General features: G+C 75.6%; 11 protein-coding genes. 6 read left to right on the top strand and 5 right to left on the bottom strand.

Going from position 1 to position 11055, the window contains the following annotated elements; translation table 11 throughout:
• Window positions 1-39: 39 nt before the first annotated feature.
• Window positions 40-441 (bottom strand): hypothetical protein, encoded by a 402-nt coding sequence (locus tag ACFV57_RS18835; RefSeq protein WP_385232984.1) that lies wholly within the window; start codon window positions 439-441, stop codon window positions 40-42.
• Between the two features lie 236 nt (window positions 442-677).
• Window positions 678-1493, bottom strand: coding sequence for a hypothetical protein (locus ACFV57_RS18830; RefSeq protein ID WP_385232981.1), 816 nt, complete (start codon window positions 1491-1493; stop codon window positions 678-680).
• A 598-nt stretch (window positions 1494-2091) separates the two neighbouring features.
• Between ACFV57_RS18830 and ACFV57_RS18825 the strand changes: the two genes are divergently transcribed.
• On the top strand, window positions 2092-2757 hold the full coding sequence (locus tag ACFV57_RS18825; RefSeq protein ID WP_385232978.1) for a transglycosylase family protein: 666 nt from the start codon (window positions 2092-2094) through the stop codon (window positions 2755-2757).
• Window positions 2758-2936: 179 nt separating this feature from the next.
• Window positions 2937-3392 carry a transglycosylase family protein gene (locus ACFV57_RS18820; RefSeq protein WP_385232975.1) on the top strand — a complete coding sequence of 152 codons (456 nt, stop codon included), beginning with the start codon at window positions 2937-2939 and terminating at the stop codon, window positions 3390-3392.
• Here ACFV57_RS18820 and ACFV57_RS18815 read toward each other — a convergent pair.
• The 3 genes from ACFV57_RS18815 to ACFV57_RS18805 form a co-directional block, all read right to left on the bottom strand.
• Entirely contained in the window at window positions 3378-4073 is a 696-nt protein-coding gene (locus ACFV57_RS18815) for an ATP-binding cassette domain-containing protein (protein WP_385232972.1), read from the bottom strand. The genes ACFV57_RS18820 and ACFV57_RS18815 overlap by 15 nt on opposite strands.
• A 121-nt stretch (window positions 4074-4194) precedes the next feature.
• Window positions 4195-6855 (bottom strand): ATP-binding cassette domain-containing protein, encoded by a 2661-nt coding sequence (locus ACFV57_RS18810; RefSeq protein WP_385232970.1) that lies wholly within the window; start codon window positions 6853-6855, stop codon window positions 4195-4197.
• The gene (locus tag ACFV57_RS18805) at window positions 6852-7376 is read right to left on the bottom strand and encodes a hypothetical protein (protein ID WP_385232967.1); all 525 of its coding nucleotides are present in this window, start codon (window positions 7374-7376) and stop codon (window positions 6852-6854) included. The genes ACFV57_RS18810 and ACFV57_RS18805 overlap by 4 nt, the downstream gene beginning before the upstream one ends.
• 113 nt (window positions 7377-7489) lie before the next feature.
• On the opposite strand from ACFV57_RS18805, the gene ACFV57_RS18800 reads away from it, so the two are divergent.
• The 4 genes from ACFV57_RS18800 (at window position 7490) to ACFV57_RS18785 (ending at window position 11028) form a co-directional block, all read left to right on the top strand.
• Window positions 7490-8041: a hypothetical protein gene (locus ACFV57_RS18800; protein WP_385232964.1), complete on the top strand. Its 552-nt coding sequence runs from the start codon at window positions 7490-7492 to the stop codon at window positions 8039-8041.
• The gene (locus ACFV57_RS18795) at window positions 8019-9350 is read left to right on the top strand and encodes an ABC transporter substrate-binding protein (RefSeq protein WP_385232961.1); all 1332 of its coding nucleotides are present in this window, start codon (window positions 8019-8021) and stop codon (window positions 9348-9350) included. The genes ACFV57_RS18800 and ACFV57_RS18795 overlap by 23 nt, the downstream gene beginning before the upstream one ends.
• 434 nt (window positions 9351-9784) lie before the next feature.
• Complete coding sequence (locus ACFV57_RS18790) at window positions 9785-10789, top strand: hypothetical protein (protein WP_385232958.1); 1005 nt, start codon at window positions 9785-9787, stop codon at window positions 10787-10789.
• 68 nt (window positions 10790-10857) lie between these two features.
• Window positions 10858-11028 (top strand): hydrophobic protein, encoded by a 171-nt coding sequence (locus ACFV57_RS18785; RefSeq protein WP_073768184.1) that lies wholly within the window; start codon window positions 10858-10860, stop codon window positions 11026-11028.
• Window positions 11029-11055 lie beyond the last annotated feature (27 nt).

The raw sequence follows: 11055 nt of genomic DNA, 5'->3' as shown, positions 1-11055 counted from the left end.
GCTCCTGAGGGGCCGCCCCGCCGCCGTCGTACGGACCGGTCAGTGGCCGTGCGGGCGGTACTCCCGGGGCGCCGGCGGCAGCGCCGGGGGGAAGTGGCCGCGGTGGTGGCCGCCGGAGTGCTGGTGGGGGTGGCCGTGGTACGGCTGGCGGGAGGCCGGTTCCCAGTGGCCGGCCGACGGGAGGTGGCCGGTCGCGGTGGTCGTGCGGCCCCAGATGCTCCGCATCGCCTCGGCGCTCAGCCCTTCCTCGCCGCTGCGGTCCCCCGGCAGCGCCCGGAAGGAGCGGCGGTACTCGGCGTACAGCGCGTCGTAGATCGGTGTGGCCGAGGCGGGGGCGGCGTGGGGAGCCGTCATGGTCGCCGTGGTCGCGTCGTGCGACGGGCGCATACCGGGGATCTGGTAGGGATACGGGACGCGGGAGGAGGGGTCGTATGCGTGCACGTCTGTGCCAACGACCCGGATGCTCACGGGATGCGGGCTCTGGGAAGAATCGGCTGTTCGGCGGGGCGTGCGGCCGGCTCGCGCCGGATGCGCCCCAGGGGCGGGCCGGCGGTGACACCCGGCCCGGCCTCCCGTACGGCAAGGCCGCCCCGCGCCGCTCGGGGAGCGTGGCGCGGAGCGGCCGGGGCCCGTGGGGCGGTCGGTCGCCGGAGCTCCGGGGCCCCGGCGGGACTCCGTCAGGTGCCCGCCAGCGGCATGACGGCCGCCACCAGCTTGCCCTCGGCGGCGGCCTTCTCCATGGCCTCGCGCATCAGGTCCTCCCGCGGCTGGTGGCCGACGGCGCCCACCGGCGCCGCGTACACCAGGACGGTCCGCGCCTTGCCGGCGGCGCTGCGCCAGCCCTCCGAGACGGGCAGCGGCTGGTGCGCCTGCCACCACGACTGGGGCTGGCCGCCGTCGGTGCCCGGCTGGAGGATGGCGTGCAGCTGCCCGGCGGCCAGCAGCACCGACCAGCCCGGGTTGGGGGCGGGCAGGACGGCCATGTCCGTCACCGGCGCGAAGCCGTGCTCCAGGAGCAGCGGCAGGAAGGCGTCGCCCGGCTCGGTGGAGCCGGGGCGCGCGATGGGGCCGGCGGGCTCGACGACCAGCGCCGGCCGCAGGTCGCCCTCGACCAGGACCAGACCGCAGGTGACACCGAGTGTCGCCTGCCGGTGATCGCCCGGGAGGGCGGCGAAGGGGGTGGCGGGCGGCGGTCCCGCGGGTTCGGCGCCCGCCTCCGCGCCGGTGATGGAGCGTACGGCGCCCTGGAGCTGCTCCTCGGAGACCGGTACGACCTGCGAGGGAATGCAGGACGCGTGGGCGAAGGCGAGCACCGCGGTCTCCTCGCCCACGAACAGGACGGTGCTGGTGCGCTCCTGGTCGCTGTCGCCGGAGGTGCGGCAGGAGGTGCAGTCGTAGTTGCCGGGGGCGTTGCCACCGGCCAGCAGGCGGTCGGCTTCTTCGTCACCGATCTCGGCGCGGACGTCGTCACTGACGTCGAGCATGCGCGGCACGGGTGGCTCCTCGATCGTTGCGCGGGCTGCCGGGCGGTTCCCGGCTCGTACCAGGACAACGGGCGATCTGTGGCAGGAGTCACGCGTGGCGGGGTGCGGAATCGAACCGTTCGAAGCGGAGCGTGAGATAGGGAGCGGAAGCCCTCACTCCCTGCCAACCCGTGTGAACGGCACGGAAGTTGCCGCGGTGAGGTGGGTCACAGATCGCCGGGTGGCCTGGGTGACAAATGCGGAAATCGAGGAATCAAGTGGGTGGCCGGATTTAGTTGATACCTCCGGTAACGTCCGACTGGCCAGGTGGGACGGCGCCACGGTTGATAACAGGGCGTGAGCCTCCCTACATTCTCCGGCCGTGTGCACCGAGCACCACCCGGGGACGCCCGCCGTCCGCATCGACCGCCGGCCCGCTCCATGGCCGGCCCGCCGCGCAGCACCCGGCCCGCAAGCCGAGTCGTGTGGCACCCGATGCACCGTACGCAGCACCACCGAGCACGACCGGCACCACCCCGCGGCGGGCGGGGAGCCGCGGCCCGCGGACGCCAGACGCGTCCGCGCCGCGACACCAGGGGGGACCCCCGGGGCCGTGGAGAGGGATTCCATGCCTTTTTCGAAGGGCGTCATACGCCGTGACATCGCCGCGCTCGCCGGGGCGGCCCTGGTGGCCCCGCTCGCGCTGGTGGCCGCCACCGCCGGACCGGCGCAGGCGGCGGACGGCGGAGTGTGGGACCGCATCGCCCGCTGCGAGAGCGGCGGCAACTGGCACATCAACACCGGCAACGGGTTCTCGGGTGGCCTGCAGTTCACCCCCGGCACCTGGCGCGCGCACGGCGGCTCGGCCTACGCACCGACCGCCGCCGGAGCCAGCCGCGCCCAGCAGATCGCCGTGGCCTCCCGGGTCCAGGCGTCGCAGGGCTGGGGCGCCTGGCCCACCTGCGCCGCACGGGCCGGGGCGTACGGGAGCGCCCCCAAGGCGCCGAAGGCGTTCCGTTCCGGCCAGGGCAGCAGCGGCAAGCGGCACGTGCACAAGGACGTTCGCCGGGACGTCGGCGCCAAGGTCGGCAAGAAGGCGCGCGGCACCGGCGGGCACGCCGACCGCGGCAGGGCACGGGCGGCCGGCGGCGGGTACACGGTGCGGCAGGGCGACACGCTCAGCCGGATCGCCGCCGCGCACAACGTGGGCTGGCGCCAGCTGTATGCCGCGAACCGGGCCGTCGTCGGCGGCAACCCGAACATGATCGTCCCCGGGCAGCGGCTCTCGGTCTGAGCCGCGGGCCCGCCGTACGGCACCCGCACGCGCGGCGCGCGCGGGACCGCGCACGGCGCAACGGGCCCCGGCAGCTGTACGCCGAACGCCCCACCCGGCCGTCCACCGACCGGGTGGGGCGTCGCGCTGTCCGGGCGTGGCGGCGCCGTGACCCGCGCGGTCCTGCTTAGCGTGACCCGATGTCCCATTCTTTTCGGGCGCTGATGCCCAAGCGTCTCGCGAAAGCAGGCCGCCGCCGAGCGGCCGTCCTGTCCCTCGTCCCGGCCGTGGTCCTGCTGTGCGTGCCCGGCGGCGCGCAGGCGCAGGAGACGGCACGCAACCTGCCGTCCCCGGCGGGCTGTTCCCTCAGCAGGGGGCCGTGGAGCTGCATTGCCGAGTGCGAGAGCGGCGGTGACTGGCGCAAGAACACCGGCAACGCGTTCTACGGCGGACTGCAGTTCCGGCAGTCGACCTGGAAGGAACACGGCGGTCTGGCGTACGCGCCGCGCGCCGACCTCGCCACGCGTGAGCAGCAGATCGCCGTGGCCGAGCGGGTGCTGCGTCGCCAGGGCTGGTCGGCCTGGCCGTACTGCGCGAAGCGGTACGGGCTCGGCAAGCGGGACCGTGCGCTGACCGGCGGGTCAGTGCCGGGGTGACGCCGGGCCGGTGAGCCCGGGGTGGCCCGCGGTCCCGGCCGGTTCGCCGCCGAAGACGACGGTGCCGCGCCGCAGGACGTACGCGACCGTGGCGGCGCGGCACAGGGTGGGCGGCAGGGCCTGTTCGGCGACGAGGACGGTGCGGCCGGCGGCCGCGAGGTCGCCGAGGAGGGCGTGCGTCCGTGCTGTGACGGCCGGTGACATGCCCTGGGTCGGCTCGTCCAGGAGGAGGAGCCGGGCCGGGCCGGCCAGCGCGCGCGCCACGGCGAGCATCCGCTGTTCGCCGCCGGAGAGGGCGCCCGCCCGGCGGCCGAGCAGCGCGCGCAGCTGCGGGTAGGCCGCCAGGGCCGGTCCGACGGCGCCGTCCGGCGCGGCGAGTTCGAGCTGCTCGCCGACGGAGAGCGAGGCGAACACGGAGCCGCGGTCGGGCACCAGGGTCAGTCCGCGGCGCGCGCGGGCGTGCGCGGGCATCCGGGTGATGTCCGTACCGCGCCACACGACGCGCCCGTCGGCGAGCGGCACGGTCCCCGCCAGCGCGCGCAGGACCGTGGTGCGGCCGGAACCGTTGCGCCCGAGGAGCACGGTGACGCGGGCGCCGGGCACGGCCAGGTCGACGCCGTGCAGGGCTTCGAGGGAGCCGTACCGGACGCGGGCTGCGCACAGGGCCGCCTCGATGCTCATGCCGGTGTTCTCCTCTGCCGGGTCTGCCGGGTCTGCGGGAACTGACAGGACAGAGGGAACTGCCAGGACTGACGGGACTGCCGGGGCCGCGGGGCACCGCTCCCCGTACGGGGCCGCCCGTTCACGGCCCCGGCTCCGCCAGGACGCGGTGTGCGGGGCCGCGCGTCACGATCCGGCCCGCCGCCATCGCGTAGACCGTGTCGGCCAGCCCGGCGACCAGGTCGAGGTCGTGCTCGACGACGAGCAGCGCCGTGCCGTCGGCCGCCACGGCGCGCAGTACGTCGGCGAGCGCGGCCACCTCGGCGCCGTCCAGGCCCGCCGCGGGCTCGTCCAGCAGCAGGGTGCGCGGGCGGCCGGCGAGCGCGCGGGCCAGCTCGACCCGGCGCAGGGTGCCGGTGTCCAGCCCGGCGACGGGCGCGGCGCGCAGCGGTCCGAGGGAGAGCAGGTCCAGCGCCCGCCCGGTGGCGGCGGCCGGGTCGGGTACGCGGCTCTGCTCGGCGCCGATACGCACGTTTTCGGCCACGCTCAGTCCCTCGAACACGGCGAGTTGCTGGAAGGTCCGCGCCAGCCCGAGGCGGGCCCGCGCGTGCGCGGAGCGGCGGGTGATGTCGCTTCCGTCGAGCAGCACCCGCCCGGCGGCGGGGCGCAGCGTGCCGCACAGGCAGTGGAAGAGGGTGCTCTTTCCCGCGCCGTTGGGCCCGATGAGCGCGGTGATCCGGCCCGGCGCCACGGTCAGGTCGACACCGTCCAGGACGGTGAAGCCGTCGTAGCGGGCGTGGAGGGCACGGGCGGTGAGACGGCCGGAGGGGGCGGAAGGCGGGGGAGGGGACCTCGGGGTACGGAGTGCGGGCGCGTGCGGCGCGGGGTGGCGGGGCTCGGGGGTCCGGCACTCCGGCGTACGCTCCGGCGCCACCTTCGCCCGTATCCGCGCCCCCAGCGGAGTCAGCCGCGGCTCCGGCACGGCGGACAGGCGGGCGGCGGCACTGCGCAGAGCCGCGTACGGGCCGTGCGGGAGCCGTCCGGCGAGCACGGCGAGCACCCCGATCACCGCGGCGGCGGCACCGCCCTCCGCCCCCGAGTCCAGGCCGACCAGCAGCACCGCGGCGGCGAGCGCCCCCAGCAGGCTGTCGGCGCCCAGCACCAGCACGGCCGCGAACCACAGCAGGCCGCGGACCGGGTCGTAGGACGCCGGGTCGAAGGTGCGCAGCGCCATGCCGAGCATCCCGCCGCCCAGGGCGGCCAGCGCGGCGCCCACCGCGAAGGCCGCCAGCTTCAGCGCCGGTACGGGGACTCCGGCGGCGGCCGCCCCCGGCTCGTGGTCGCGCATCGCGGCCAGCGCGCGCCCGGTCCGGCCGCGGCGCAGCGCCGCCACGCCGAGCAGGGCGAGGCCGAGCAGGGCCAGTTCGAGGACGTAATAGCCGCGGTCGTCGGCGAAACCGGCGGGGCGGTCGAGGGTGAGACCGGCGGTGGCGTAGGGCTGGGCGAAGACGAACCGGCTGACGGCGACGCCGAAGGCGAGGGTGGCCAGGGCCGTCGCGAGGCCGTGCCGCCGCAGCGCGGGCCAGCCGGTGAGCAGGCCGAGCGGGGCGGTCAGCAGCACGGCCAGCAGCAGGGCGGGCAGGCCGGGGACGGCGGACAGGCCCGGGAAACGGCCGGCCACGAGCAGCGCGGTGAACAGGGCGCCGAGCCCGGCGTAGGCGGCCTGCCCCAGGGAGATCTGGCCGCCGCGGCCGGTGACCACGACCAGGGAGAGCAGCACCACGGCGAGCGCCGGTACCTGTATGGCGGTGCGCAGGTCGCCGCCCGCGAATCCCAGGGGCAGCAGGAAGAGGATGCCGCAGACCAGCCAGGCGCGGCCGTCGTGGTCGGGCAGCCGGCCGGTGCGCAGGGCCGGGGCGGTGCGGTGGGGCGCGTCCGGCAGGGCGCGGGGGACGCCGAGGCCGCGCAGCGCCAGGGCGGCGGCCAGCAGCGCCACGACGAACAGGTTGGCGCCGACGGCCTGGACGAGGGGTTCCAGACTGCCGCCCGGGTGCAGCCGGGTGAGCTGGCTCTGCGCGACGCCGATTCCCAGGGCGACCCCCACCGCCACCGGCAGGCTGCGCAGCCCGGCCGCGACCGCGACCGCCATCACCTCCATGACCAGCAGCGGCAGCCCGTACGGGTCCAGGCGAAGCAGGGGCGCCAGCAGGACCCCCGTCAGCCCGGCCGTGAAGGAGCCGAAAGCCCAGCCCGCGGCGGCGACCCGGTCGGCGTCGATGCCGCCGAGGACGGCGAGCGGCCGGTTGTCGACGACGGCGCGCAGCTCGCGCCCGAAGCGGGTCCGGCGGGTGACCGCGGCGACCCCGGCGGCCAGGGTCACGGCCGTGCCGAGCTGCACCCAGGGGTCGTCGGGCAGCAGCGCGGGCGCGTCCGCGCGCGCTCCCGGTCCCCACAGCAGGCTCGCGCCGCCGATCAGCAGGATGAAGACGCCGAGCGAGGCGACCAGGGTGCGGGCCGGTCCCGCGCCGCTCAGGGACAGCGGGCGGAAGACGGCGCGGTCCAGCGCGAGTCCGATGCCCGGCGCGACGACGAGGAGGGTGACGGCGGCGGCGAGCGGCAGCGGCCAGTTCCAGCCGACCGCCAGCTGCCGCAGGACGTAGGCGCACACCATGGCGACGGCGCCGTGCGCGAAGTTCAGTACGCCGGTGGCCCGGTAGGTGACGATCAGTCCGATGCCGGTGAGCGCGGCGGCGCTGCCCACCGCGAGGCCCGCCAGGGTGAGGTCGTACGAGAGGGAACTCACCGGTCCGTGCCGGGGCGCGGGGCGTCCGGTTCACAGACGGGGCAGGGCGTCAGATCCGCCGTCTCCGGTGGGGTCTCGGCGGGCCGGGCGTCCGGCCGTCCCGCCACGAGTGGGCAGCCGGGCCGGTGCAGGAGCGTTCCGCCGGGTACGGCGAGCGGCGGGCCCGCGTCCGCGCCCCGCCGCGCGGCCGGCGTCCCGCCCGCCCCCGCAGCTTCTCCGGCCGTCCCGCCCGCCCCCTCCGGCGCGCCGTCGGCCCCGTACGTGACCAGCAGCCCGTACAACTCCTCGACGCGGGCCGCCGCGAGGCCCTGGTCGCCCCGGGCCACCAGCACCGCGCCCGCGACGATCAGCGCGGCGCCCGGGATCGAACAGGACGCCAGGAACGGGATCTGCCGCTCGGCGAACCGCTCGCCGGAGACGCCGTACCAGCCGACCGCGCAGAGCACCGCCCCGCCCGCCAGCGCCGCCCAGCCGCCCCACGGGGCCAGGCGCGCACCGAACCGTGTCCGCGCGTTGCGCATCACGCCCCCTCGCGACTTCCGGCGAATGCCTGCACTATGCCCTGTGGGAACAGCACCTAGAAGGCTTGTGCCAGACCGGCTCAGGGCGGTCGCGACGACAGGCGGTGGTGTACATGACGGTCCGTGGGGGGCGTACACGGCGGGTTCCGGCGCTGGTGGCGGCGGGGGCGCTGCTGGTGGCGGCAGGGGCGGGGTGCAGCGACGCCGAGGACGGCGGGCAGCGCGCGCCCAGCGGGACCGCCTCGGCTCCCGCAGGCGACGGCACGGACACGGCGACCGCCGGGTCGCCGTCCACGGGCGGCGCCCCGGCCGATCCCGCCGCCGCCGAGCGCGAGATCAAGGAGAACTGGGCGAAGTTCTTCGACCCGGAGCTGTCCAACGCCGAGAAGGCGAAGTACCTCCAGAACGGCGAGGAGCTGCAACTGCTGCTGGAGGCGTTCAACGGCGACCGGCGGGGCCGGCAGGTCGCGTCGCAGGTGTCCGCCGTACGGTTCACCTCCGCGACCGAGGCCGACGTGACGTACAGCCTCACCCTCAAGGGCGCCACCGCGCTGCCCAACGCCAAGGGCGTCTCCGTCTACCAGGACAAGGTGTGGAAGGTCGCGCTCAAGACCCTGTGCTCGCTGGTGGGCATGAGCGGCAATGCGGACGCGCCGGGCTGCTGAGGCGGCCGGTGCCGCCGCCGCGGCGCTGCTGCTCGCGCTGACGGCGGCCTGCGGGAGCAGGCTCCCGGAGAGCGACTTCGAACACCGCGGGACCGCGCCCGCGACCGGGCACGCGCCCGAACCGGTCGTCGTCGGGATCATCACCAGTACGACCAGCCCGGTGGGCGGCGAGGCGTTCACCGGGCCGCGCGACGGCGCGCTCGCCCACTTCGCGGCGCTCAACGCGCGAGGCGGCGTCAACGGGCGCCCGGTGCGCGCCGTCACCTGCGACGACGGGGGCAGCGGCGTCGGCAACAACGAGTGCGTGCGCAAACTCCTCACGGAGGACAAGGTGTTCGCGCTGGTCGCGACCACGGCGCTGGACTACGCGGGTGCGCCCCGGGTCTCCGCGGCGGGTGTCCCGGACATCGGGGGCCAGCCGGTCGGCGCGGCGTACGACACCTATCCGCACCTGTACGGGATCTACGGCAGCCAGGCGCCGAGGGACGGCAAGGCGGCGGGCTGGGGCGGGCAGCTGTACGGCGGCACGGAGGTCTACCGCTACTTCAAGCGCGCGCAGCGGGCCCGCAGCGCCGCCGTCGTCTCCTACAACCAGGCGGCGTCCGCCGCGTACGCCCGGCTGATCGTGCGCGGCTTGGAGGCCGAGGGATACGACGTGCTCACCGAGCAGGTCGACTTCGCGCTGCCCAACTTCGCCGCGGTCGCCGCCGGGCTGCGTGACCGGGGCGCCGATCTGGTCTTCGACGCGATGGACACGCACGGCAACGCGCAGCTGTGCGAGGCGATGGACGCGGCGGGCGTCCGGCCGACCGCAAAGGTAACGAACGTTCAGAACTGGTCGGATTCGGTCGTGCAGGACTACAAGGACTCGCCAGGTTGCCGCAACGCCCTGTGGGCCACCGGCGCCAGCCGCAACTACGACGATCCGGGGAGCGGGCCGGGCGGCGCGGCGGTCCGGGAGTTCCGCGCCGGCATGGCCCGGTACGCCAAGGGCAAGCCGCTGTCGCAGTGGCAGCTGGAGGGGTGGGCGGCGGCGATGTGGTTCGCCGACGCGGCACGCTCCTGCGGACCGCGGCTCACCCGCGCCTGCGTGGAGCGCTTCGTGGCACTGGGTGCCCCCTACACCGCCCGTGGTCTGCTGCTTCCCGCCTCTTTCCGGCCGCTGGCCGAGCCGCCGGTCACCGACCGCAGCTGTCTTTCGGTCGCCCGCTGGCGGGACGCGGCGCGCGGCGGCAGGGGAGGCTGGGTCACCCAGGGCGACATGGACACCACCTGCTTCACCGTGCCGCAGCTGCCGTACCGGCCCTGAACGCCCGGCCGGCGCGGGGCCGCCGACGGACCGAGCCGGTGGCTGCACACCCCGTGACGGGACGCCCCAGGACGGCATACCTTGTGGCGTTACAGCACGGGACGCAACCGACGATCAATGGTTCGCAAAAGTTCCGTGACGCCGCTACCGATGTCCTAACTCTTTCGGAACAAGTTGGCCAAACGTCTCAACCCGGAACCCGGAACCACGGTCTAACCGTTCAACGGGCGGACGGCGGGACTCGTCCACGGTGACCATGGGATACGGCGGGACGGGATACGGGGACGCATGCACAGCTCCTTCCTTATTCACCACGCCCACGGCACCGGGAGGACGGTCCGTTCCGGCGCCCGGCGGACGCGGTCCGGCCCGGAGCACGGGGCGTACGCAACCAAGGACGCGGCGAAGGCCGCTGTGAGAGGGGTGCGGAGGGTATGAACGCGTCGACGCAACTGCCCGTGACGGGCGTCGGGACGGCCGGTCCCGAAGCCGTCGCTCCCGTGCGGCCCGAGGCCGCGATCGCGGACCGGGCCGGTACGGACACCACGGCCGCCGGCCACGGTGCCCGCCCGGCGGACGGGTCCGCCCAGCCGCTGCGCGCGGACTGCATAGCCGACTCCGCCGGCGGCCTGACCTTCGACATCACCGCGCCGCAGGGCACCAGGCCGGTCTGGAGCGCGGCGCTCGTGCTGAGCCCGCGCGACGGCGCGGCCGAGGAACTGCGGCTGCCGCTCGGCCCGAACGGCTCCGGGCGGCTGCGCGCCGTGCTGCCCAGCACCGTCGCGCTGCCCGAAGGCCGCTGGAACGCCTACGCCGACCTCGGCGACGGCCGCGAACCGCAGCGGCTGCTGCCCGGCGTCACCGACCTGCGCCCGCTGGTGGACCGCCGCCCGCTGGCCGGCATCGGCCGGCTCGGCGTACGCATCCCGTACACGACCCGGTCCGGCAGTCTCGCGCTGCGCAGCTGGCTGCGCGGACCGCACGCCGAGGCCGGGGACGTCCTCGTCGACGCCCACGGCATGACGGTGACCGGCCGGCTCTACGGCGCCGCCCTCGGGCCGGGCGCCCGCGCCGAGGCCACGCCCCGCCGCGGCACGCCCGAAGCGCCCGGCCCGGACCCGGTCATCACCGTCCCGCTCACCGGCGACGGCTCCGGCTTCGCCTTCACGCTGCCCTACGCGTGGCTCGCGGAGCGCCGGCGCGGCGGCAGCGAGTGCTGGGACCTGTGGCTGCGCGTGACCGAGGAGGCCGAGCCGGTCCGGATCGCCCGGCTGCTCGACGACGTACCGGAGAAGGGGGAAGTCATCGTCCATCCGGCGCTGCCCGTCGACGGCCCGGCCGGGCAGCTGCGCATCGGCCCGTACTACACCCTCGACAACGACCTGACGGTACGGGTCACGGACGAGGGACCGGACGGTGCGGATACGGCCGGTTCTTGACCGAGCCGCGTCAGGCAGGAGTAACACCGCACGCCGGGGGCACTCGGTGCAGCGGAGGTGCGTTACATATGGTTCCTGTCCTTTTGGTACTGCTTCTCGCTCTGATCCTGTTCGGCGCGGGTTTCGCGCTCAAGGCACTGTGGTGGGTGGCCGTCGCGGTACTGGTCGTGTGGCTGCTCGGCTTCCTGTTCCGCTCGACAGGCGCGGGCGGTGGTCGCACACGCTGGTACCGGTGGTGACCCGCAAGGCACCCGGACCATAGCTGT

The organism is Streptomyces sp. NPDC059788, from assembly GCF_042732265.1.
Lineage (GTDB): Bacteria > Actinomycetota > Actinomycetes > Streptomycetales > Streptomycetaceae > Streptomyces.
Note: the sequence above shows the minus strand (reverse complement) of the source record. Positions and strands in the feature narration are given on the sequence as shown.

Bases quoted from the DNA above. Each gene is read 5' to 3' on its own strand.
- ACFV57_RS18820 (WP_385232975.1), top strand. From the start codon at position 2,937: ATGTCCCATTCTTTTCGGGCGCTGATGCCCAAGCGTCTCGCGAAAGCA.
- ACFV57_RS18800 (WP_385232964.1), top strand. From the start codon at position 7,490: ATGACGGTCCGTGGGGGGCGTACACGGCGGGTTCCGGCGCTGGTGGCG.
- ACFV57_RS18790 (WP_385232958.1), top strand. From the start codon at position 9,785: ATGAACGCGTCGACGCAACTGCCCGTGACGGGCGTCGGGACGGCCGGT.
- ACFV57_RS18795 (WP_385232961.1), top strand. From the start codon at position 8,019: ATGCGGACGCGCCGGGCTGCTGAGGCGGCCGGTGCCGCCGCCGCGGCG.
- ACFV57_RS18785 (WP_073768184.1), top strand. From the start codon at position 10,858: ATGGTTCCTGTCCTTTTGGTACTGCTTCTCGCTCTGATCCTGTTCGGC.
- ACFV57_RS18805 (WP_385232967.1), bottom strand. From the start codon at position 7,376: ATGCGCAACGCGCGGACACGGTTCGGTGCGCGCCTGGCCCCGTGGGGC.
- ACFV57_RS18825 (WP_385232978.1), top strand. From the start codon at position 2,092: ATGCCTTTTTCGAAGGGCGTCATACGCCGTGACATCGCCGCGCTCGCC.
- ACFV57_RS18815 (WP_385232972.1), bottom strand. From the start codon at position 4,073: ATGAGCATCGAGGCGGCCCTGTGCGCAGCCCGCGTCCGGTACGGCTCC.